Below are 22,439 nucleotides of genomic sequence, written 5' to 3'. Positions count from 1 at the left end.
GTGGCACTCCGTAGCGAGTGCCCTCGTAGGCCTAGCCGGGCTTGGACCGCGCACGGTCTGACGAGCCATAACTTTTGGGGTGCAGGTTCAGCACGAAAGAGTTCCGGCACAGCGCTACGCGCTGCCGTGGGGTGTGCAAGGGAAATCAACGGAACACCAATACAGTGAGATGGAGGTGTTAGCAAGAAGGCACGTGCAGACCCGATTGACCAGTCGGCCGCGCAGCGGGCCGGAGCCATTTGGTGCTGAACCAGTGTGTTCTATGGCGCGATGCGACAGACCGTGCGCGGTCCACGGCCGATGTGGCCTACGAGGGCACTCGCTACTGCCGTGCCAAAATCGATCGCCTGTGCCGCGGCCAGCGTGAAGCACTTTGGATGGGGATAGCTGTTTCTTTGGTTACTTTCTTTGCAGCAGCAAAGAAAGTGACTGCCGCCCCGCACAGGGGCAACGCCAACAGACCGACACGCTAACGGGATCCGGCGAAAGCCAGAACCGTGTCACGGCGCTTTCGCCGAAACCGGGCTACCAGCGCAGAAGCCGCGGTCCCAGCCACGCCCCGACGAGCGCCGGCAGCGCCATGCCGATCGCATACCACACGCCCCAGAACGCCGGGCTCATTTCAGGGCAATGCAGGCAATAGACGATCGTCGCCGTCGAACTCGCGAGCAATCCGGCGATAGCGCCCGCAAGCCGCAGCCGAGTCGGCGCAAGGGACCGCATGGCCCAGATCGCCGCTGGGAACGTGGGCACCGACAGCAGCAGGATGTTGAACGGGCAGGTGCGCCACGTCCGCCCCAGCACGAGCGCCCAGCGCGCCGCGGAATCCGTCCCGTCGAGCACTAGCCAGCCGGCAATCCAGACCGCCGCGAACGGCGCCGCGACGATCGCCCACGAATATCCCACGCGCGCCCCCGGCCTGCCGATCCGGCCGATGGTGACCATCGCGCCCACCGCGATGGCCAGCGGAAACGCCAGCTTCGCCCAGAAGAGACTCGTTTGCGCGACAACGCCGAGATCGTGCCGCACGCCGAACACGATGCTCATCAGAATCAGCGAGCCCGCAGCCCCGAGCAACAGCGCCTGTACGAACCGGCGCGAAACCGCCGCGCGGTCGACCCGCGTCACCTGATTCGAAAGGAGGGTGATCAGTTCATCGGTCTTCATCGAAGTCCCCGGATTTTGGCGGCGAGTGCCTTGAGACCGCGATGCACGCCCACTTTCACGGCCGATTCCGAAAGACCCGTGACCCGCGCGGTCTCCGTCACCGAAAGACCTTCGAGTTTCATGTGGATGATGGGCAGGCGTTGTTTGTCCGGCAGATGCTCCAGCAGCTTGCCGACATCGTGGCGCGCCTGTGCGGGTTCGTCGTCGATGGCGGCGAGCAGTTCCTCGTGATCGTCGAGCGGCACGTTCAGCGACTCGCGGCGCGCATGGGCGCGGAAAAAGTCCATCAGCTTGTAGCGGGCGATCGCGTGCAGCCAGGCCGTCAGAGGCTCATCCGCGCGATAGGTGTGACGCGCGTTATGCACCGCCAGAAGGATTTCCTGGACGAGGTCTTCGACGTCATCGGGACGACGCGCCAGGCGCTTGCGCAGGTAGCCGCGCAAATGCCGCGTGAGCGCCTGCAGGAAGCTGCGATACGCGTTCGGGTCGCCATCGAGTCCGCCGACGAACAGCGCTTTCAGCCGGCTTTCCGCATCTTGCGACATGGTTCCTGTGGGTACGGTGTAACGGGCGAGCAGTCCGCCGCGCGTCGGATCGAGCGTTTCAGCGTAGCCGAAGCCGTGATGCGCCGCAATAGCGCCGTCCTGATCCATGGTCGTCGTTCGCCTCCTGTCCTGTGTTAGTTCGCCGTTTCACCGTCGCACGTTACAGCGCGACCTGTAACTTTTCGCGGGCGGCCAGCGAACTGACCCATGACGACGCGGATTCGATGCAACGGCTGTAACCGGCGACGCGTCCGCGACGAATTAACCGGTAACCAACGCTTGAGTTGACCGACATGAAAACGCTGAAAGCACCGATTGCCGCCGCGCCCGAACGCGCATCCCGCGATGCGCCGGTTCACCCGGTCTGGCTGCGCATCACGCACTGGCTCAACGCATTCGCCGCGCTGATCATGATGTTCTCCGGCTGGCGCATCTACGACGCGTCGCCCGTATTCCGCCAGATCGTCATTCCGCCGTCGATCACGCTCGGCGGCTGGCTCGGCGGCGCGCTGCAGTGGCACTTCGCCGCTATGTGGCTGCTGGTGTTCAACGGCATCGTCTATGTCGCGCTGAATGTCGCGAGCGGGCGCTTCGCCTCGAAGTTCTTCCCGCTGTCGCCGCGCGCCGTGTTGCGCGATTTCATCGCCGCATTGAGCGGCAAGCTCTCGCACGCCGATCTGCGCCAGTACAACGCGGTGCAGAAGCTCGCGTATCTCGCGATCGTCGTCGATCTCTTCGTGCTCGTGCTCTCGGGACTCGCGATCTGGAAGTCGGTGCAGTTTCCGTTGCTGCGCGAACTGATGGGCGGCTACGACAACGCGCGCATTGTGCACTTCTGCGCGATGGCGGTGATGGCGGCGTTCGTCGTCGTGCATGTGGCGATGGTCGCGCTCGTGCCGCGCTCGCTGCTGACGATGCTGCGCGGTCGCTGATGAACTCCGGGACACACGCCATGAAAACCGACGACAAACGAATCATCGCGGTGGATCGCGCCTCCGTTCTAGCGGATGCGCGCCGCGAACTGGAGATGCCTTCGCGGCGCCTGTTCGGCAAGCGCATGCTGACGCTAGGCGGACTCGCGCTGCTGACGGGCTGCTCGATCACTGATGACGATTCGGTCAACAAGTTTCTCACCGCCGTATCGCGCCTGAACGATCGCGCGCAGGCGCTGCTCTTCGATCCGAAACAGCTCGCGCCCACTTACACCGAGGCACAGCTCACGCGGCCGTTTCCCTTCAACGCGTTCTACGGAATCGACGATGTCCCGGCAGTCAATGGCGACGACTATCGCCTGAAGGTGAGCGGTCTCGTGACGGGGCAGCGCGTCTGGACGCTGCCGCAGCTGTACGCGCTGCCGCACGCGGAGCAGATCACCCGGCATATCTGCGTCGAAGGCTGGAGCGCGATCGGCCGCTGGGGCGGCACGCCGTTCTCCGAATTCCTGCGGCGCGTGGGCGCGGATACGACGGCGAAGTACGTGGGCTTTCGCTGCGCCGACGACTACTACGAAAGCATCGACATGCCGACGGCCCTGCATCCGCAGACGCTGCTCACGTTCGAATACGACGGCGAGCGCCTGCCCGCGAAATACGGCTATCCGATGAAGCTGCGCATGCCGACCAAGCTCGGCTACAAGAACCCGAAGCATATCGTCGAGATTTTTGTCACCAACACGTATCCGGGCGGCTATTGGGTCGACCAGGGATACAACTGGTTCGGCGGCTCCTGAGCCCCGCGCCATCCACCGGTTCCGGATCGTCCGGATGCCATGTCTGACTCACCAAGGAGAAGCGCTATGAAACGATTGATGACGGCAGTACTCGCGGCGGCACTGACGATGGGCGCGACGAGCGTCTTCGCGCAGGCGAGCGGCGCGATGTCGAATGACGCGATGTCGCACGACTCGATGAAAAAGGACAGCATGTCCCACGACAAGATGAGCAAGGGCGCGATGTCGCACGACAAGATGAGCAAAGGCGACAAGATGAAGAAAAACGATGCGATGGGCATGGACCATCCGGCATCGGGCGCGATGTCCCAGTAACGCGCAAGGAGACCCGATCCGGGCGCGAGAGTGCGCCCGGATCTTGAAATTTCAATAAAATCATAAAGTTATCGAAACGTCGAACATGAGCTAGCCGCTACTGCTTGCAATCTGCGCGAGTCCGCGTAAGATGTAGCACATCTGTAGCACAAAGAGAGCCTGCCATGTCGACCACCACGCTTCGCTTGCCACCGGATCTGCGCGACCGTGTCTCCCGGCTCGCCCAGCAGTCCGGCACCACGGCGCACAGTTTCATGCTGGACGCGATCGCGGAGCGCGTCGCGAACGAAGAATTGCGACAAGCGTTTCTCGACGAGGGGAACGCACGTCTCGCGAAGATGCTCCAAACGGGCGAAGGTCTCGACTGGGCCGATATGCGCGACTACCTGCGCGAGCGCGCAGCGGGCGATAATCCGGCGGCGCCCCAGGCCAGGCGATGGCGCGCGTAATCCTCGCGCCGGAGCTTCGCGAGGATTTCGATCGCATCTTCGAGTTTCTCTTCGAGCACACGCCCGAGCGTGCAGTCGAGCGCATCGGAGAGATCGTGTCCGCGCTCGACATTCTCCAATCGAGCCCGATGATCGGCCGCACGGTCGATAACCAGTCGGGCATGCGCGAACTGGTCATCTCGAACGGCGCTCACGGCTATCTGGCACTGTACCGCTTCATGCCGGAACTGGACGCGGTGTTCGTCGTGGCGATTCGAAGCCAGCGTGAATTGCGCTACCGACGAGCGTCCAACGATCCCGAGGCGTGAAATAATCGAAGCCGCAGCCAGAGCCGTTCGCGGCGCACCCTTTCACGCGTGATCAAGAACCGACCGGAGCGCTCGATGAACGCTGGCAATGACTCGCTTCCTTTCGCACAGACTGGCGTGCCCGGACTCGACAATGTCCTCGTAGGCGGCCTCACGCAAGGGAATCTGTTCCTTCTCGAAGGCGACCCGGGAACCGGCAAGACGACGATCGCGATCCGTTTTCTCATGGCGGGTGCCGACGCCGGCGAGCGGGGCCTGTACATCACCTTGTCGGAGACCGAGAAGGAACTGCGGCACGGCGCGGCTTCGCACGGCTGGCAGCTCGGCAATGGCATCGCCATCTTCGAAGTCGTTCCGCCGGAAAGTCTGATGGAAGCGGATCAGCAGCAAAGTCTGCTGTATTCATCTGACCTCGAACTGGGTGAAACGACGCGGCTGATCCTCGGCGAATTCGAGCGGATCAAACCGCAGCGCGTCGTGATCGACAGTCTCTCCGAAATCCGCTTGCTGGCGCAAAGCTCGCTGCGCTATCGCCGTCAGATCCTGGCGTTCAAACACTACTTTTCGCGGCATGGCGCGACGGTTCTGCTGCTCGACGATCTGACCTCGGACGCGGCGGACAAGACCGTGCACAGCGTGGCGCACGGCGTCATCAAGCTCGAAGAGTTGTCGCCGGAATACGGCGCCGAGCGGCGCAGGCTCAAGGTGTCCAAGTATCGAGGGCAAGCCTATCGTGGCGGGTTTCACGACTTCACCATCAAGAAAGGTGGCGTGTCGGTGTTTCCGCGTCTCGTTTCCAGCGAGCATTACACCAAGTTCGTACGCCGCCAGGTGAAAAGCAATGTCGAAGGACTGGATGCGTTGCTGGGCGGCGGCATCGAGCAAGGGTCCAGCACACTCATCCTCGGGCCGGCGGGCACGGGCAAGAGCCTCTTTGCGCTGCAGTTCATCGTCGCAGCCGTGACGCGCGGGGAAAAAGCCGCCTTGTTCGTGTTCGACGAAGAACTGGGACTCCTGTTCGACCGCGTGCGCGGGATGGGCTTCGACCTCGAAGCATTGCGCGATGCCGGCAATCTGCAGATCGAGCAGGTCGATGCGGCAGAGTTGTCGCCCGGCGAGTTCGCGCATCGCGTGCGCGCGCGAGTCGATATGGCGCAGGCGAAGACGATCGTGATCGACAGCCTCAACGGCTATCAGGCGGCAATGCCGCAGGAAAACGCGCTGATCCTGCATGTGCACGAGTTGCTGCAGTACCTGAACCGGCAGGGCGCCAATACGTTTCTCACCGTCGCGCAGCATGGCCTCGTCGGCGACATGAAGGCGCCCGTCGACGTCACTTACCTTGCCGATACCGTCATCCTGCTGCGCTATTTCGAGGCATTGGGCCGGGTTCGACGCGCGGTGTCGGTCATCAAGAAGCGCACCGGCCGTCACGAAGAAGCCATCCGCGAGTTCCGCATCTGCGATACCGGGCTCAAGGTGGGCAAACCATTGACCGAGTTTCAAGGCGTATTGCGCGGCGTGCCGACCTTCGTCGGCAATGCGGGTCCCTTGCTGACTGCGAACGAAGGCGGCGGGAGCGATGTCTGACGTCGATTCGTGTACGACCTTGATACTTGCGCCCGCGGGACGCGACGCCAGTATCGCCGCGGCGATGCTCAGGGAGGTCAATGTCGCATCGCAGGTGTGCCGCGACGTCGGTCATTTGTCGTCGCTGGTGGGAGACGACACGTGCTGTGTCATCGTCACCGAAGAAGTACTCGTCGCTGCTGATCTCAAGACGCTCTCCGAGTGGATCGGCGCGCAGCCGGCCTGGTCGGATCTGCCATTCATCGTGCTGACGCGGCGCGCAGGTGTGGCGGACCGCGCGCCCGAAGGACGCCTCGCCAGAACATTGGGCAACGTGACTTTCATCGAGCGGCCGTTTCACCCGACCACGTTCGCCAGCGTGGTCGGCACCGCCGTTCGCGGACGCCACCGGCAGTACGAAGCCCGCTTGCGTATCGAACAGTTGCACGAAGGCGAAGCGCGCCTGCAGACCGCGCTGACCGCGGGTCATCTGGGTTCATGGGATCTCGACCTGTCGACTGGGGTGCTCACTGCGTCCGCAACCTGCAAGGCCATCTTCGGTCACGCTGCGCACGCGCCGTTCACCTACGAGACGCTACTGTCCAGCATTCACCCTGAAGACCGCGATCGAATGCAGGCTGCGGTCAAGGCGAGCCTGGAAACGCGCTGCGACTACACCATCGAATATCGAAACGTCTGGCCGGATCGCACCGTTCACTGGGTCGATATCCGGGCGAGGTTTCTGTCCGGCGACGCCGTGAAGCCCGACCGCCTCGTCGGTGTTTCGTCGGACATCACGGCGCGCAAGACGGCCGAGGACGGACTCCGGCGACTCAATGAATCGCTCGAAGCGAAAGTCGCCGAGCGCACAGCCGAACTTCAAAAGACCCACCAGAAGGTCCTGGATGAAATTCGCCAACGAGAACAGACCGAAGAGCTGTTGCGACACATCCAGAAGCTGGAGATGGTGGGTCAACTGTCGGGCGGCATCGCGCACGACTTCAACAACCTGCTGATGGCGATCATCGCGAATCTGGAACTGGCGCGTAAAGAAGTGCTGGCGGACTCGCGGATGCTGCGACTCATCGACGGCGCGTTCGGCGGCGCGCAACGCGGCGCGGCGCTCACGCAGCGACTGCTGGCCTTTGCCCGCCAGCAGGAACTGAAGGTCGAGCCGGTTTTGATGTCGTCGCTGATCGCGGGCATGTCGGATCTGCTCGAACGCTCGATTGGCTCTGCGATCGAACTTGTCATCGAAGTCGGTCCCGCGTCCCCGCCCACGATGCTCGACGCCAATCAGGTCGAGCTCGCCATTCTCAATCTGGTGGTCAACGCCCGCGATGCGATGCCCGATGGCGGAACGCTCACGATCAGCGTAGACACGGCGCAGTCATCGGGATCGAAAGAGTTGCGCGCGGGAAGCTATGTTCGCGTCACGGTGAGCGATACCGGCACGGGGATGGACGCGGCCACGCTCGCGCGCGCGACCGAACCGTTCTTCACGACGAAGGAAATCGGCAAGGGTACGGGCCTGGGCTTATCGATGATTCACGGGCTTGCGCAACAGTTGAACGGCTCGTTGCGGCTCGAAAGCAGCCCCGGATGCGGCACGCGGGCGTCGCTATGGTTGCCTGTGAGTGAAGTTGTCGTGAGCATTGAGAAGGATGCGCCTGCCCTCATTGAACGACAGGACGATGAAGTGCAGGCGCGCGCAACCATTCTCGTCGTCGACGACGATCCGCTCATTGCGACAAGTACCGCCTATCTGCTCGAAGATCTCGGGCATGAGGTGGTCGAAGTCGGTTCGGGAGCGGCTGCCCTCGAAGTCCTGAAGAACGGCAAGCGCGTCGATCTCATCCTCACCGACTATTCCATGCCGCGCATGACGGGCCTCGAACTGGCTCACGCGGCGCGCGCCCTCAGGCCGGACCTGCCGGTCATCCTCGCGACCGGATACGCCGAGCTACCCGAGGGCGCCGACAGCAACATTCCCCGCATACGCAAGCCGTATTTGCAGAATCAGCTAGTCGCGGAGATTCGCAAGGCGCTGCATCATCAGGCTGGTTGATGACTTGCTTATGAGGACAGCTTCTTCATCTCGGCGAACAGGTCGGCTTTTCCTTCGAAGCCGATGCCGGGCAGATCGGGCATGGTGATGTAGCCGTTATCGACCTTGACGCCATCGGGGAAACCGCCGTATGGCTGAAACAGGTCCGGATACGATTCGTTGCCGCCGAGTCCGAGGCCTGCCGCGATGTTCAGCGACATCTGGTGACCGCCATGCGGAATGCAGCGGCTGGGCGACCAGCCATGCTCGCGCAGCATGTCGAGCGTACGCAGATATTCGACCAGACCGTAGCTCAGCGCGCAGTCGAATTGCAGCCAGTCGCGGTCCGCGCGCATGCCTCCATAGCGGATCAGGTTGCGCGCGTCCTGCATCGAGAACAAATCTTCACCGGTGGCCATCGGCTTGCTGTAGTAGTTGCGCAGCGTGGCCTGCAATTCGAAGTCGAGCGGGTCGCCCGGTTCCTCGTACCAGAACAGGTCGTACTGCGAGAGCGCCTTTGCGTACTGGATGGCGGTGTCGAGATCGAAGCGGCCGTTGGCATCGACGGCGAGCTTCTGGCCGTCCTGCAGTACGCTCAGGATCGAGTCGATACGACGCAGATCTTCGTCGAGCGACGCACCACCGATCTTCTTCTTCACGACCGTGTAGCCGCGGTCGACATAGCTGCGCATTTCGTCCTTGAGTTTCTCGTGATCCTGGCCGGGGTAGTAATAGCCGCCCGCCGCGTACACGAAGATCTTGCGATCCGGCTGACCGTTGCCGTAGCGGTCCGCGAGCAACTGGAACAGCGGCTTGCCTTCGATCTTCGCGACGGCATCCCAGACCGCCATGTCGATCGTGCCGATCGCAACCGAACGCTCGCCGTGACCGCCGGGCTTTTCGTTGGTGAACATCGTCGCCCAGATCTTGTGGGGATCGAGGTTATCGCCGGCATCGTTGACGAGCGTCGCGGGGTCGGCTTCCAGAATGCGCGGGATGAAACGCTCACGCATCAGCTTGCCCTGACCGTAGCGGCCGTTCGAGTTGAAGCCGTAGCCGATCACCGGCTTGCCGTCGCGGATCAAGTCGGTCACGACCGCCACGAGACTCAGCGTCATCTTGCTGAAGTCGATATAGGCGTTGCAGATCGGGGAGCTGATAGGAACGGTCTTTTCGCGGATTTCGACGATTCTCATGGCTTTGTCTCCTGAGTGTTTTGAACGGAATTGCGAGCCATCGGCTGCAACATGGGACGTAGCTTAACCGCGAAAAACCTTGCTACACTGCACTTTCATTCACTTCATTTTTCACATCTGGTGAATACTGAAACCCAGACCGCATCCGACTTCGAGTTCTTCATTCTTCTCGCGAAACTCAGGAGTCTGTCCGGGGCCGCGCGCGCACTCGATCTGTCGCCGCCCGCCGCGACGAAGCGGCTTGGCGTCATTGAGCAGCGGCTCGGCGTGCGTCTGGTGAATCGGACGACCCGGAGCGTGAGCCTCACGCCCGAAGGCGAGACGTATCTGCGGTACGCGTCGCAGATCGTCGGGCAGGTTCGAGAAATGGAGGAGGCGATTTCCGGGGCAAAGCGCGATCCGCAGGGTTTGCTGCGCATCAACGCGACGCTCGGATTCGGCCGCACGACCATCGCGCCGCTCGTCTCGGAGTTCGCGAAGCGATTCGCGGGCGTCGAGGTTCAGTTCGAAGTGACGGACCGGCCGGTCGACCTGGTCGAAGGCGCTTTCGATATGGCGATCAGATTCGGCGAGCTTCCCGACAGTCGCCTGAGCGCACGGCGCATCATGAGCAATCGCCGCTTTCTCTGTGCGTCACCGAAATATCTGGAGAAGTACGGCACGCCGGAACGCGTCGAGGATCTGGCCGAACACCGTTGCATCATCCATCGGCAGAACGACGACGCCTACGGGGTGTGGCGTTACATCGTCAACGACCACACCGAGGCGATCAAGGTGAAGGGCGCCTTATCGAGCAACGACGGCGATATCGTGTTGCGCTGGGCGCTGGAAGGGCATGGAATACTGATCCGGTCGGAGTGGGATCTCGCGAAGTACGTGCAAAGCGGGCGGCTGAGTCTCGTGTTGCCGAACACGGTTCTGCCTTCCGCCGACCTGTTCGTCTACTATCCGCGGCAAAAGAATCAGACGGCCCGCGCGCGCGCTTTCATCGATTTTCTGGTGAGCCGGTTTCAGGCTCCGTTCACGCCGGTCGATACGGGAACCGAGCCGCGTGAACGGAAAAGGCGCAGTTCGCGCCGATAAGTTAAAGGTCTTTTACGAGGCGAAGCGCATCGTAGATCGCGGCATGCGTGTTCCGCGCGGACACCGCATCGCCGATTCTGAAGAGCTGAAAGCGTCCCTCAGGATTACGTTCGACGATTTGCGGCTTGCCGTCGATGAGATCGTCGTAGTCGATCGCGCCGAGATTCGTCGATGCCGGCCTGAGCTCGAAATATAGTTCGTCCATCGGTATGGTGCCGTGATTCACGACGATCTGGTCGTAACGCTGCTCCTTCGTCACGCCGCCGTAATCGCTGCCGATCGTCGCGACCAGTTCGGCGCCTTCGCGGCGAACCGATTCGAGGCGGAACGTCACCGTGAATGTCGTTGCGAGTTTCTGCAGCGAGCGCATGTAGGGCACGAGATTCATGCTCATGACCTCGGGCGAGAACGTGCGGTCGGGCGTCATCACTTCGACGCGCCCGCCCGCCTGCGCGATGGTCTCCGCAGCCTGAAGCGCGGCGTGATCGCCGGCGTCGTCGAAGATCAGTACGTTGGCGCCGGGCTTCACGTCACCCGAAATGATGTCCCACGACGACACGACGTGCTCGTTGCCCTGCGAACACACCTCTGTGTGCGGCATGCCGCCGGTCGCCACGATCACCACATCGGGGTTGTGCGCAAGCACGGTTTCCGTGTCGGCCCATGTGTTGAACGAGAAGCGCACGCCGAGCTTTTCGCATTGCGCCATGCGCCAGTCGATGATGCCCATCATCTCCTTGCGGCGGACGTTCTGCGCGGTCAGACGGATCTGTCCGCCGGGATCGTTCATCGCTTCGAGCACGGTGACATCGTGACCGCGCTCGCCCGCGACGCGCGCCGCTTCCAGCCCAGCCGGTCCCGCGCCAACGATCACGACCTTGCGTTTCGTCTCGGCCGGCTTGATGGTCTGCGGCATCTCCAGTTCGCGCCCGGTTGCGGCGTTGTGAATGCACAGCGCCATGCCGCCCTGATAGATGCGATCGAGACAATAGTTCGCGCCGACGCAAGGACGGATATCGTCTTCCCTGCGCTCGATGATCTTGCGCACGATATGCGGATCGGTCATGTGCGCGCGCGTCATGCCGACCATGTCGATCCTGCCCGACTCGACGGCGAAACGCGCCGTCGCGACATCCTGGATGCGCGCGGCGTGGAAGGTGGGAAAGTCCGTCGCCTGACGAATTTCGCCCGCGAAATCCAGATGCGGCGCGCTTTTCATGCCCATGATCGGGATGACGTCGGTGAGGCCCGCATCGGTATCCAGGTGTCCGCGTACGACGTTCAGGAAGTCCACGAGGCCGCTGCTCTTGAGCCGCTTCGAAATCTCGATGCCGTCTTCCTTCGTGAGGCCGCCCGCCATCATTTCATCGGCGGTGTAGCGAATGCCGAGCAGGAAGTTATCCCCGACGCGCTCGCGCATCGCCCGCATCACGTCGAACGTGAAGCGCAGGCGATTATCGAGCGATCCGCCGTAGGGGCCATCCAGCGTATTCGTAAGCGGCGACCAGAACTGGTCCATCAGATGTCCGTAAGATTCGATTTCGAGCCCGTCCATACCGGCCGCTTTCATGCGCTCGGCTGCATCGGCGAAATCGCGCACGATGCGCTCGATGTCCCAGTCCTCGATCTTCTTAGGAAACGCGCGATGCGAAGGCTCGCGGTTGTGCGACGGCGACACGGCCGGCAGCCAGTCGCCCTTGTCCCAACGCGTGCGCCGGCCGAGATGCGTCAACTGGATCATCACCTTCGCGCCGTGCTCGTGGCATTCGTCGACGAGATCCTTCATCCAGGGCACGACCTCGTCCTTGTATACGAGGATGTTGTTGAACACCGGCGGGCTGTCCTTCGACACCGCGGCCGAACCCGCTGTCATCGTCAGCGCGATGCCCGCCTTCGCCCTTTCGACGTGATACGCGCGATATCGCTCCTTCGGCATGCCGTCCTCGGCATACGCCGGCTCGTGCGACGTCGTCATGATGCGATTGCGGAACGTGAGATGTTTCAGCGTGTACGGCTGGAGCAACGGGTCCATGGACATGGGCGCCTCATCGAAGCGAGTGGGGATCGAATCACGTGTTGTGCGCTCAGAGTAGGTCCTATGTACACAGGTGTCAAGTATCGAGACAATGGTGTACAGTGAGTTAAAGCAGAGAGGAATCGCGGTCGTCGATTCGCGAAACCATCACACGAAAGGAACGGAATGGATCAGACAGTCGAGACCGTTCGCGGCTCAGCCGATATGTGGCTGGATTGCGCATACGAGAGTCTGCTGGAAGGCGGCGTCGATTCGGTTCGGGTGCTTGCGCTCGCCAAGAAACTGAATCTCGCACGAACGAGCTTTTACTGGTTTTTCCGCGATCGGGAAGAACTGCTCGATGCGCTCATCGCGCGCTGGGAAGAGAAGAACACTGGCAACTGGATCAGCCGCAACGAGGCGTATGCGGACAGCATCTGCGAAGCCATGCTGAACGTGTTCGATTGCTGGTTCGACGATTCGCTCTTCGACACCCGTTTCGAAGCCGCGATTCGCAACTGGGCGCAGCAATCGCCGGACATCACGCGACTCATCCAGACGGACGATGCGAGACGCATCGAAGTGCTGACCGCGACGTTCGTGCGCTTCGATTATGAGCCGGCCGTGGCCGATGTGCGCGCGCGGACGACCTATCTCACGCAGGTCGGCTATGCGGCGACACGGCCGAACGAAGACTTTGCCACGCGCATGAAGCGCATTCCGGAGTTCGTCGAGGTTTTCACCGGCGTGCGTCCGCGGGACCACGAGATGCAGCGCTTCTATGCGCGCCGGCAGTACGTGAACGAGACGTGATCGACGCCCACTTACGCATAACTTAAAGTAATGCGGAGGTGAAAACAAATCACGTTGACATCGTTTTTATGCACTCGAATACTCAAGCGCCAAATTGCCGCGTGTATTTCGCGCACCGTTTTTCTCAACCCTCGGAAGATTAGATCGTACGCATCCAGCTCGTTTCGTTGTCACCGTCGCGATAAGAACACAGGGAACCTGACATGAAGAATTCCTCCGCCGTACGCTTCATCCTGAACGTTGGCATGGCGGTTTCGACCGTTACCTTCGCGATGTCTGCCAGCGCCGCCGATCCGATCAAGATCTCTCTGGCCAACTGGGCCGATACGCAAGCGGTCACGTACACGGCGAAGTACGTGCTGGAAACGAAACTGCAGCAGCCCGTGACGCTGATCGTCGCCGATCTGGGTATCCAGTTTCAGGGGGTCGCCCGCGGCGACGTCGACCTGATGCTCGGCGCGTGGCTGCCGGTCACGCACGCGGCGTACTACGCCCGCTTCAAGAACGAGATGGATGACCTGGGCGTGATCTATACGGGCGCGAAGATCGGCTGGGCGGTGCCGGACTATGTGCCCGAGAGCGAAGTCTCTTCGATTGCCGATCTCAACAAGCCCGAGGTCAAGAGCAAGCTGAACGCAACGATTCAGGGCATCGAACCGGGCGCCGGCGAAATGGTCGCGTCGGAAAAGGCGATGAAGGACTACGATCTCGCGGGTTACAACCTGATCCGGGCGAGCGAAGCGGGCATGCTGACGGCGGTCTCGCGCGCGTATCAGTCGAAGAGCTGGATTGTCGCGACGGTATGGAGCCCGCATTGGCTGTGGCAAAAGTACAAGATGCGCTATCTGAAGGACCCGAAGGGCGTTTTGGGCGGTGACGAGCAAATCCGTGGATTCGCTTCAAAGCAGTTCGCGCAGAAGTATCCGCGCGCGAACACGTTCATCCGGCATTACAAGCTGACCTTGTCCGATGTCGAAGCGATCGAACTCGACGGCAACGCAACGAACGACTGGAATGCGGCGGCGAAGAAGTTTGTCGACTCGCATCCGGAGAAAGTGAAGGCGTGGCTTCAGGAATGATGCGCGAGGCCGGGATCATCCCGGCCCGTTGCATCGCGGCGCCGCCATTCGTCATGACGTACTTGATATAGCATCGACATGAAGCTTGCGCGGCTTGCGTTCGTGATGCTCGGTCTCTTCTGGGGATCGAACTTTATCTACATGAAGTGGGCGTCGTCCTCGATCAGCCCGATGCAGATAGCCTTCCTGCGCGTATTCTTCGGCTTTCTTCCGCTGGCTTTCGTTGCCTGGCGAAGGAAGGTCATCCGCTTCGATCAGTTGCGTTACCTTCATCATTTCATCGTGATGGGGTTCGTCGCGACTGCGTTCTACTATTTCGCAATTACCAAAGGCACGGCGCTGCTTCCTTCCGGGATAGCCGCCGTGCTTGGCAATGCGGCCACGCTCTTTACGGCGATTTTCTCTGTCTTCTTTCTGAGAACGGAGAAGATGAACAGCACGATGGCCCTGGGCGTTTTGCTCGGCTTCGTTGGCATCACCTTGATCGCGCGGCCATGGGAAGGCGCGGCGGGTTCGATCGAGTTCGCAGGTGTTTGCTGGCTGCTGATCAGCTCACTCGTGCTCGGACTTTCTTACGTCTACGTGCGCGCATTCTTGTCGCCATCGGGTCTGCCTCCGCTCGCACTGGCAACCTGGCAGATGGGCATCGCGGTTGGGGTTCTTGCGGCCGTCACCGATTTCAGCGGAGTGACGAACATCCTCCACGATCCATTGGCGGCCGTCGGCCTGGTGGTCGGAGGCGGGATTCTCGGTACCGGCGTTTCCTTCTTCCTGTATTACTACCTTCTCGAAAAGTTCGGCGCGGTGGCGTCGTCCGGCGCCACTTACATGGCTCCGGCCGTCGCGCTGATCATCGGTTGGGCGGTTGGAGAGAAGTTCGGTCTGCTGGAGTGCGCGGCGCTCGTACTCATCATCTTCAGTGTGATGATCCTGCACGCTGGTCGTCAGCGCACGCTGCAACGTGCTGCAGGTTAGGACAACCACTTCATCATCAGCGTGGCGAAGACGACCATCCCCGCGCCGCCGATGCGCGTGGAAATCTGCGCAAAGGGCATCAGACCCATCCGGTTCGACGACGACAGAATCGCCACGTCGCCGGTTCCACCAAGGCCGCTGTGACACGCGGTGATGATCGCGGATTCGACCGGATACATCTTCAGCCACGCGCCGACAAAGAAGCCGGAGATGATCATCGCGATGACGGTCGCCGCGCAAATGACGAAGTATGCCGGCGAGAACGCGCCTACCAGCTTGTCCCACGACACGAACAGCGTGCCTAGTCCGACGAGTATCGCGAAGGTCAGGTTCGTCGACATGAACTTGTACATCTGATACGCGCCGACTTCCATCGATTCCGGAATTGCCTTGAAAAGCTTCAATACGGCGGCCGCAATGATCATCAGCACGGGACCCGGAATACCCGTGATGGGTGATAGCAGCGCGCCGAGGATGAACAGCGTGCAGCCGAGCAGCAAGCCGAAGCCCATCAACCGCAGGTCCAGTGCCGCTTCGGTTTTCTGCGCTTTGAGCAGAGCCTGATCTTCTCCGGTCCTGACGAGCGTGCCGTCGCCGCTGTACTGCCGATATTTCTCGCCAAAGCGCTTCAGAATACCGCTGCCGAGAATCGCAACGACGTTGCCGATCAACGCTGCGGGAACCATCATCGCAATCAGGTGGCCTTGCGCCGCACCCGTGATTTCCGAATAGCCGATGGAAAGCGGAAGAATGCCCTCGCCAATGCCGCCGCCGAGAATGGGTATCACGATGTAGAAGAACACGTGCTTCGGATCGTAGCCGAACATCAGGCCGACGAGTACGCCCGCTGCGATTGCCGTGATGGTTCCAATCAGCAATGGCACGAACATCTTCAGAAAGCCTTCGATGAGGATCTTCCGGTTCATGCCGAGAATGCTGCCAGCCACGAGACACGCGATATACAGATACTGGAGATTCGCCGTCTTCATCGTCGTGGTGATGGCCTTGAGCGAGGCGTCATCCATCAACTTGTATCCGAGCAGCGCGGATGGTACGAACAGGCAGAGTATGGCGGGACCGCCGATATGCCTGAAAAGAGGAATTCTGCTTCCGATCTCTCCGAGTAAAAGTCCGGAAAGCATGAGAACGGCGAAGCCGCCGATCATGTCGTTCGGAAGTTTCTTTGTAGCGGCCGCCAGTATGATCACGAGCGCGAGCGCCGCGAACATCACGACAGGCATTCCGCCAATCTTGACGTGGTTGATTTTCGCGAGAAATCCCGACGGCGCATTGCATGCGCGCACGGAAGAGGTTTCCATGAATGTCTCCTGATGGATTGCGGGCTCTGCGGGCCTTGAGAGGCCCTTGGGAATGGACGCTTGGCGCGTCTCTTATCGAGCTGCTTTTTGCTGTTTCGGAAGGTCGATCTTCATCCACGGATGCGCGGCGTAATGCTTCGATTCGAATGCGCCGATGGCATCGCTGTCGCTCAGCGTCATGCCGATCATGTCCAGCCCTTCGATGAACATGTGCTTCTGTCGGGCGGGTAATTCGAACGCGTGTTTCGTTGCGCCGTCTGCTGTGATGACGCATTGATTCTCGACATCGATCGTCAATGTGTTCGTCGCCGGGTCGCTGGCGAGCGCGGTCAGCTCCGCGATGATGTGCGGTTCGAGCATCACCAGCAGAAGCCGGTTGTTCAGCGCATTGAAGTAGAAGATCTCGCCGAAGCTCGGCGCGATGACTGCATCGAAGCCCGCCTGTTGCAAGCCCCAGACGGCGTGTTCGCGGCTGGAACCACAGCCGAAGTTCGCGCCGGTTATCAAAATGCGCGCACCTTGGTATTCGGGGCGATTCAACACGAAGTCGGGCCGGGGCGTGCCTGTGGCCGCGTTCGTACGCAGGTCGTAGAGAACGCCCCGTGCGAGGCCTGACTTATCGATACCGAATAGAAACTGCTTCGGCATGATCTGGTCGGTGTCGAGATTGTTCAGCGGCAGCGGCGCGGCAACGCCGGTCAGGGACGTGTTCTTAGACATGAGCCAACTCCTTGCGTACGTCGACGATGTGGCCCGCGAGCGCGGCTGCCGCGGCCATGGCAGGGCTCATCAGATGCGTGCGTGCGCCGCGACCTTGCCGCCCTTCGAAGTTTCGGTTGGTGGTCGAGGCGCAGCGCTGACCCGGTTCGAGGATGTCGTCGTTCATGGCGAGGCACATCGAGCAGCCCGGCTGACGCCATTCGAAACCTGCCTCGATCAGCACACCGGCGATGCCTTCGCGTTCCGCCTGCTCACGCACCATGCCGGAGCCGGGTACGACCATGGCCCGAACCGATGAAGCGACCTTGCGGCCACGTACGACATCGGCGACCGCGCGAAGATCTTCGATACGCGCGTTGGTGCATGAACCGATGAACACATGATCGATGGCGAGTCCGTCGATGGCCTGGCCGGCGTCGAGACCCATGTAGTCCAAAGCCTTCGCGGCGTTCCTGCCTTCGACCGGCTCCTCGGGAAGACCGGGAATGCGCGCGGTAACCGGAATGGCCTGGTCGGGACTGGTGCCCCAGGTGACAAACGGCGCAACGTCCCGCGCGTCGAACCGGTGCGTGATGTCGAAAGCGGCATCCGCGTCGGACTTCAGTTCGAGCCACGCGTTTGTCGCGGCGGCGATATCGGCTTGCGAAAGGTCCTTGATGCGCTCGGCTACGTACCGGAGCGTCGTCGCGTCGGGCGCGATCAATGCACCGCGCGCGCCGGCTTCGACCGTCATGTTGCAGAGCGTCATGCGCGCTTCGGCGGACAGCGACGCGATCGCCGGGCCCGAGTATTCGACCGCGAATCCCCGTGCGCCTTGTGCGCCGATCTTCGAGATGATGTACAGCACGAGGTCTTTCGACGTCGTACCCGCCGGCAAGGTACCGTCCACGACGATGTGCATGTCGCGGGCCACGCGGTAGACCAGCGTCTGAGTTGCAAGCACGTGCTCGACTTCCGAGGTTCCGATGCCGAAACCGAGCGCGCCAAGCGCGCCATAAGTCGTCGTGTGGCTATCGCCGCACAGCACCACCATGCCCGGACGAATCAGGCCGATTTCGGGCGCCACGACGTGCTCGATACCTTGTTCGCGGTCTTTGACATCGAACAGATGGATGCCGTGCTTCTGGCAGTTGCGCGTGAAGTTGGCGGCCTGATTGGCGGCGGCGTCGATGAAGATGGTGCGCTTGTCGACGGCGACGGGATGCGTCGGAATGACGTGATCGACGATGCCCATCTGCTTTTCGGGGCAGCGCACGGGCAGGTTCTTCTCGGCGAGCCCCGCGAATGCCTGCGGACTCGTGTACTCGTTCATGATGTGCAGGTCGGCATACAGCGCGACGTGCTGCTCATCGACGCGCAGGACCGTGTGGCTATCCACGATCTTCTGATAAAGCGTCTGTGCCATTTGTCTCTCTCCGGTACTGGGGGCGCTCGCTTGTCCGAGCGTTGAAGAGAGTGTAATTGCAGCGTTGATTCCGTAAAATACAGCCTGACTTAACCTATTCTTAAGATAGGCTTATAAATGGACGCGATTTCAGACCTTGAGTTCTTCGGCCGGTTAGTCACCCAGGGAAGCCTGTCAGCGCTGGCGCGCGAACTGGGCGTGACGCCTCCATCGATCAGTCTGCGCCTGAGTCAACTGGAACGACGGCTAGGCGTGAAGCTTCTGAACAGAACGACGCGTCGGCTCGCGATGACGCAAGAAGGCGAGTTGTATCTGAGCACCGGCACAAAGCTGCTGGAACAGGTGCGAGAGCTCGAGAGGATGGTGTCGAGCAGTCGCGATTTACCTCAGGGTCTTTTGAAAGTGAACGCGACCTTCGGCTTTGGCCGCCGATACATCGTTCCCGCGTTGTCGAAGTTTCGCCGGCAGTATCCGGATGTCGAAGTGCAACTGGATCTGACTGACCGGCCCATGAATCTTGCCGAGTTCGCATTCGATGTAGGCATCCGCTTCGGCGAATTGCCCGATATGCGCGTCGTCGGCAAGAAGCTGGCGTCCAATCGACGTTTCGTTTGCGCATCTCCCGCGTATCTGAAAGCGCACGGCGCTCCCGAAACGCCGGGCGATCTGCGCGGCCACACCTGCATCGTTCTGAGAGAGAACGACACGGCCTATGGAACATGGCACTTCACCAAAGGCAAGCGGCACGAGATGGTGAAGGTGCATGGTTCGATGAGCAGCAACGATGGCGAAGCGACCCTGCGTTGGGCGCTCGAAGGACACGGTGTGCTGGTCCGCTCCGAATGGGATGTCCAGCCGTATCTGGACGCAGAGTCGCTGAGACGGGTGCTCGCGGACTGGTCGCTGCCCTCTGCCGATATCTATGCGATCTACCCGGAGCGTTTGAATCTGTCGGCGAAGGTGCGGGTGTTCGTCGAGTTTCTGGAGCAGTATCTCAAGGCGCCGCATAAGGACCACGAGGGCCGTTGATCTCTCGCGTCAGGCGGGCGCCTGCTTCAGCGCTGCAATGCCGGCGATGACCAATACGACACCGACGACCCGCAGCGCGCTCACGGCCTCGCCGAACAGCACGACGCCGAGCAGCACGGTTCCCAACGCGCCGATGCCGGTCCATACCGCGTACGCGCTGCCCACGGGCAACACGGTCAGTACCTTGCCGAGCAGATAGACGAACGCTGCGAGCAACACGATTGACAGCACTGTCCATCCGGGGCGCGTGTAGCCTTGCGTGAACTTCATCGAGACGGCCCACGCGACATCGAGCAATCCGGACAGGATGAGCAACAGCCAGCCCAGACTCTGGCTCATATCGTTTTCTCCATGCTTTCGCGAAGCAGGTACGCGTCGCGACCATGCAGGAACGTGCGCAAGCGCTGTGCGTAGTCGGCAGGCACCGCGCCGATCACGCTCGGGCGTGCCGCGAGTGCGTCTCGCCATGCGGTGACTTTCGGCGTATCGGCGAACACGTGAAGGGCCGCGAGTTCGTCGAATACATCGAAGTAGCGGAAGATCGGCGCGAACACGGCGTCGACCATGCCGAATTCGCCGCCTGCGAACCACGGCCCCGCGCCCAACACGCGCTCGACCGTCGCGAAGCGCTGCGCCAATGCCTCGAGTTGAGCGTGGTATGCCGGCGCATCGGTGGCGATTTCCAGCTTCCAGATCTCGGCAAGAATCGACGACCCGAATTCGATCCATCCGCGATGCCGCGCACGTTCGAGCGCATCGCTCGGCAGCAGCGTGCGGCCCGGCTGCGTTTCGTCGAGATATTCGCAGATGACGGCGCTTTCGAAGAGCACAGCGTCCTCATGGCCGTCACGCGCGATCATCAGTAACGGCACTTTTCCAAGCGGCGAAAGCGCATCGAACCATTCGGGCCGGTTCGCCAGATCGACATAACGCTTCTCGAAACCGGTGCCTTTCTCCGCCAGCACGATGGCGGCGCGCTGCACGTAAGGGCAAAGCGGATGACTGACGAGCGTAAGTGTGGATGTTTCATTGATCTTCATTGAGTCTCTCCCGTTTGATGCGTTCGGATAACGGCAGAGTAGTGTTTGCGAGCATGCAAGTCCATTGTCACCGTGAAAGCCACACTTGCAGGGATGCAAGCGCCGTATTAACCTCGACGCATGGAAGACTGGAACGAACTTCGACTCGTGCTCGCCATTCAGCGTGACGGCAGTCTCACTGCCGCATCCGAGACGCTGGGCATCGATCATTCGACGGCTTATCGCCGCCTGAAGGCGCTCGAAACGCAGCTCGGCGCGCGTCTGTTCGAGCGCTTGCCGGGCGGCGTGTATCAGCCCACCGAGGCAGGCGCGCGCATCGCGGCCGGCGCCGAGCGAATGGAGGACGAGTTTCTGGCGCTGGGCCGCGACGTCGTCGGCGGAGATCATCGGCTGAGCGGACGCTTGCGCGTCACGTCGTCGGAGACGCTCGCGTATAGCCAGCTCACCACGCATCTCGCGGCATTTCGTCGGGCACATCCCGGTATCGTCGTCGAACTGTCGATCGAGAATCGCGTGCTCAGTCTCGCGCGGCGTGAAGCGGATATCGCGTTGCGTCCGGTTCGGCCGAAAGAGGGCGAGCTGTGGGGTAAAAAGCTTGCGGGCGTCGCGTGGGGCTGGTACGCCGCGCCGTCGTATGTCGCGGAGAAAGGCGCGCTTTCGCGCAGCCAGAAGCTCGACGGTCACGCGTTGATCGGCTGGGACGAAGCGGCATCAGGCATTCGCGCGGCGCAGTGGCTCGCGATCAATGCGGCGTCGGCGTCGGTCGTGTACCGGACCAACAGTCTGGTGAATCAATTGATCGCCGCGCGCGCCGGTGTCGGCCTTGCGCTCTTGCCGTGCTATCTCGGCGACAGCGATACGGGTGTCACGCGCGTGGCCGCGAATCCGGTCGCCGAGCTGGAAGGCGAATTGTGGATCGTCACGCATGCCGATCTGCGGAAAACCGCGCGCGTGCGAGCTTTCTTCGATGTGGTGGGAGAAGGCCTGGCCAAACAGCGCGAACTCTTCGAAGGCAAACGCGGTACTCCGAGGAAACGCTAGCCCTCACATATCGATGACCGAGGCGCCCTCTACCTTTCCATCGATGATGTCTTCACCCCGTTGACGAGCAGCGCGCCGGGCAATGCCGAAGTCCGAGAACACGTCTTCCCGATCCACTTTGAACACGCGGCTCGTGCTGGTCTCGCCCGATGCGACCGGGCGACAGATGCGAACCGCGACGTCGTAACCTTCGGCATAGCGCGAATGCCTGTCGAAGCGGTCGAATGCGCGCGAGAACACAAGGGGATGAAGCTCGAACCCTTTGTAGAGGAGAGGCGGGATTGCTGGCATGACGTCTACTCCTGATTGGAGCTTCACTATACCCGCAAAACTGCCTCGGACGCGCAATTATCGTTCTCGATCTCGATTCTATCATAGGAATGCTAAACGAAAGTGACCACGCATCCATATCACCGCAGATCTCGCCACTTCTTTGCGCATTCGAAATAGCTTGACGGTTTTCGAGTCAAAGCGTAATTTTCCTGATGAAGCCTTCAAGAAGCGCGATTGCTGCTCATCATTAACCGCAGCCCTGCGGTGTTCGTTGTCCTCTCCCTCCTTGATCCTTTATTCCGATACCGCTATCGCGGCGGTTT

Annotated in this window: 23 protein-coding genes; 13 read left to right on the top strand and 10 right to left on the bottom strand. The window is 61.3% G+C overall.

From position 1 onward, the window contains the following. Nucleotides 1-525: 525 nt before the first annotated feature. Both NK8_RS25000 and NK8_RS24995 read right to left on the bottom strand, forming a co-directional pair. On the bottom strand, nucleotides 526-1,167 hold the full coding sequence (locus NK8_RS25000; RefSeq protein WP_213230849.1) for a DUF1109 domain-containing protein: 642 nt from the start codon (nucleotides 1,165-1,167) through the stop codon (nucleotides 526-528). After that, entirely contained in the window at nucleotides 1,164-1,712 is a 549-nt protein-coding gene (locus tag NK8_RS24995; RefSeq protein WP_162069166.1) for a sigma-70 family RNA polymerase sigma factor, read from the bottom strand. Before NK8_RS24995 ends, NK8_RS25000 begins: the two co-directional genes overlap by 4 nt. A gap of 293 nt (nucleotides 1,713-2,005) precedes the next feature. On the opposite strand from NK8_RS24995, the gene NK8_RS24990 reads away from it, so the two are divergent. The 7 genes from NK8_RS24990 (at nucleotide 2,006) to NK8_RS24960 (ending at nucleotide 8,150) form a co-directional block, all read left to right on the top strand. Then, a complete protein-coding gene (locus NK8_RS24990; protein ID WP_213230847.1) occupies nucleotides 2,006-2,644 on the top strand; it encodes a cytochrome b/b6 domain-containing protein in 639 nt (212 codons plus the stop codon). A 20-nt stretch (nucleotides 2,645-2,664) separates the two neighbouring features. Next, a complete protein-coding gene (locus NK8_RS24985) occupies nucleotides 2,665-3,441 on the top strand; it encodes a molybdopterin-dependent oxidoreductase (RefSeq protein ID WP_213230846.1) in 777 nt (258 codons plus the stop codon). Nucleotides 3,442-3,507: 66 nt separating this feature from the next. Further along, complete coding sequence (locus NK8_RS24980; protein ID WP_162068732.1) at nucleotides 3,508-3,756, top strand: pentapeptide MXKDX repeat protein; 249 nt, start codon at nucleotides 3,508-3,510, stop codon at nucleotides 3,754-3,756. A gap of 164 nt (nucleotides 3,757-3,920) precedes the next feature. Then, nucleotides 3,921-4,205, top strand: a complete 285-nt coding sequence (locus NK8_RS24975; protein WP_061178258.1) for a CopG family ribbon-helix-helix protein — start codon at nucleotides 3,921-3,923, stop codon at nucleotides 4,203-4,205. Then, nucleotides 4,193-4,513 carry a type II toxin-antitoxin system RelE/ParE family toxin gene (locus NK8_RS24970; RefSeq protein ID WP_213230844.1) on the top strand — a complete coding sequence of 107 codons (321 nt, stop codon included), beginning with the start codon at nucleotides 4,193-4,195 and terminating at the stop codon, nucleotides 4,511-4,513. The genes NK8_RS24975 and NK8_RS24970 overlap by 13 nt, the downstream gene beginning before the upstream one ends. A 75-nt stretch (nucleotides 4,514-4,588) precedes the next feature. Next, nucleotides 4,589-6,103, top strand: a complete 1,515-nt coding sequence (locus tag NK8_RS24965; RefSeq protein WP_213230841.1) for an ATPase domain-containing protein — start codon at nucleotides 4,589-4,591, stop codon at nucleotides 6,101-6,103. After that, nucleotides 6,096-8,150, top strand: a complete 2,055-nt coding sequence (locus NK8_RS24960) for a hybrid sensor histidine kinase/response regulator (RefSeq protein ID WP_213230839.1) — start codon at nucleotides 6,096-6,098, stop codon at nucleotides 8,148-8,150. Before NK8_RS24965 ends, NK8_RS24960 begins: the two co-directional genes overlap by 8 nt. Before the next feature lie 8 nt (nucleotides 8,151-8,158). On the opposite strand, the gene NK8_RS24955 is transcribed toward NK8_RS24960, so the two are convergent. Next, nucleotides 8,159-9,325 carry a mandelate racemase/muconate lactonizing enzyme family protein gene (locus NK8_RS24955; RefSeq protein WP_213230838.1) on the bottom strand — a complete coding sequence of 389 codons (1,167 nt, stop codon included), beginning with the start codon at nucleotides 9,323-9,325 and terminating at the stop codon, nucleotides 8,159-8,161. A 120-nt stretch (nucleotides 9,326-9,445) separates the two neighbouring features. Here NK8_RS24955 and NK8_RS24950 point away from each other — a divergent pair, with 120 nt between their 5' ends. After that, nucleotides 9,446-10,408, top strand: a complete 963-nt coding sequence (locus tag NK8_RS24950; RefSeq protein WP_213230836.1) for a LysR family transcriptional regulator — start codon at nucleotides 9,446-9,448, stop codon at nucleotides 10,406-10,408. 1 nt (nucleotide 10,409) lies between these two features. Here NK8_RS24950 and NK8_RS24945 read toward each other — a convergent pair whose 3' ends face one another. Then, nucleotides 10,410-12,446: an NADH:flavin oxidoreductase gene (locus tag NK8_RS24945; protein WP_213230834.1), complete on the bottom strand. Its 2,037-nt coding sequence runs from the start codon at nucleotides 12,444-12,446 to the stop codon at nucleotides 10,410-10,412. 162 nt (nucleotides 12,447-12,608) lie between these two features. Here NK8_RS24945 and NK8_RS24940 point away from each other — a divergent pair, with 162 nt between their 5' ends. The 3 genes from NK8_RS24940 (at nucleotide 12,609) to NK8_RS24930 (ending at nucleotide 15,289) form a co-directional block, all read left to right on the top strand. Next, nucleotides 12,609-13,235 (top strand): TetR/AcrR family transcriptional regulator, encoded by a 627-nt coding sequence (locus NK8_RS24940; RefSeq protein WP_213230832.1) that lies wholly within the window; start codon nucleotides 12,609-12,611, stop codon nucleotides 13,233-13,235. A 203-nt stretch (nucleotides 13,236-13,438) separates the two neighbouring features. Continuing rightward, complete coding sequence (locus NK8_RS24935) at nucleotides 13,439-14,314, top strand: glycine betaine ABC transporter substrate-binding protein (RefSeq protein WP_087131681.1); 876 nt, start codon at nucleotides 13,439-13,441, stop codon at nucleotides 14,312-14,314. A gap of 78 nt (nucleotides 14,315-14,392) precedes the next feature. Further along, nucleotides 14,393-15,289, top strand: a complete 897-nt coding sequence (locus tag NK8_RS24930; RefSeq protein ID WP_213230830.1) for a DMT family transporter — start codon at nucleotides 14,393-14,395, stop codon at nucleotides 15,287-15,289. Here the strand turns inward: NK8_RS24930 and NK8_RS24925 are convergent. From NK8_RS24925 to leuC, 3 genes are all read right to left on the bottom strand, one after another. Next, a complete protein-coding gene (locus NK8_RS24925; protein ID WP_213230827.1) occupies nucleotides 15,286-16,608 on the bottom strand; it encodes a 2-hydroxycarboxylate transporter family protein in 1,323 nt (440 codons plus the stop codon). The two genes, NK8_RS24930 and NK8_RS24925, sit on opposite strands and share 4 nt — an antisense overlap. Nucleotides 16,609-16,680: 72 nt before the next feature. Continuing rightward, nucleotides 16,681-17,328, bottom strand: a complete 648-nt coding sequence (gene leuD / locus NK8_RS24920) for a 3-isopropylmalate dehydratase small subunit (protein WP_213230826.1) — start codon at nucleotides 17,326-17,328, stop codon at nucleotides 16,681-16,683. Next, on the bottom strand, nucleotides 17,321-18,733 hold the full coding sequence (gene leuC / locus NK8_RS24915; RefSeq protein WP_213230825.1) for a 3-isopropylmalate dehydratase large subunit: 1,413 nt from the start codon (nucleotides 18,731-18,733) through the stop codon (nucleotides 17,321-17,323). Before leuC ends, leuD begins: the two co-directional genes overlap by 8 nt. Nucleotides 18,734-18,850: 117 nt before the next feature. Here leuC and NK8_RS24910 point away from each other — a divergent pair, with 117 nt between their 5' ends. Then, nucleotides 18,851-19,762, top strand: a complete 912-nt coding sequence (locus NK8_RS24910; RefSeq protein ID WP_213230824.1) for a LysR substrate-binding domain-containing protein — start codon at nucleotides 18,851-18,853, stop codon at nucleotides 19,760-19,762. Nucleotides 19,763-19,771: 9 nt separating this feature from the next. On the opposite strand, the gene NK8_RS24905 is transcribed toward NK8_RS24910, so the two are convergent. Together NK8_RS24905 and NK8_RS24900 are read right to left on the bottom strand one after the other, a co-directional pair. Next, nucleotides 19,772-20,101: a multidrug efflux SMR transporter gene (locus NK8_RS24905; RefSeq protein ID WP_162068719.1), complete on the bottom strand. Its 330-nt coding sequence runs from the start codon at nucleotides 20,099-20,101 to the stop codon at nucleotides 19,772-19,774. Continuing rightward, nucleotides 20,098-20,802, bottom strand: coding sequence for a glutathione S-transferase family protein (locus NK8_RS24900; RefSeq protein WP_213230823.1), 705 nt, complete (start codon nucleotides 20,800-20,802; stop codon nucleotides 20,098-20,100). The genes NK8_RS24905 and NK8_RS24900 overlap by 4 nt, the downstream gene beginning before the upstream one ends. Nucleotides 20,803-20,922: 120 nt before the next feature. On the opposite strand from NK8_RS24900, the gene NK8_RS24895 reads away from it, so the two are divergent. Continuing rightward, entirely contained in the window at nucleotides 20,923-21,843 is a 921-nt protein-coding gene (locus NK8_RS24895; RefSeq protein WP_213230822.1) for a LysR family transcriptional regulator, read from the top strand. Between the two features lie 3 nt (nucleotides 21,844-21,846). Here NK8_RS24895 and NK8_RS24890 read toward each other — a convergent pair whose 3' ends face one another. Next, the gene (locus tag NK8_RS24890) at nucleotides 21,847-22,134 is read right to left on the bottom strand and encodes a hypothetical protein (RefSeq protein WP_162068716.1); all 288 of its coding nucleotides are present in this window, start codon (nucleotides 22,132-22,134) and stop codon (nucleotides 21,847-21,849) included. Between the last annotated feature and the right edge of the window lie 305 nt (nucleotides 22,135-22,439).

It is taken from the genome of Caballeronia sp. NK8, from assembly GCF_018408855.1.
GTDB lineage: Bacteria > Pseudomonadota > Gammaproteobacteria > Burkholderiales > Burkholderiaceae > Caballeronia.
This window is presented reverse-complemented; position numbering and strand designations above follow the sequence as displayed.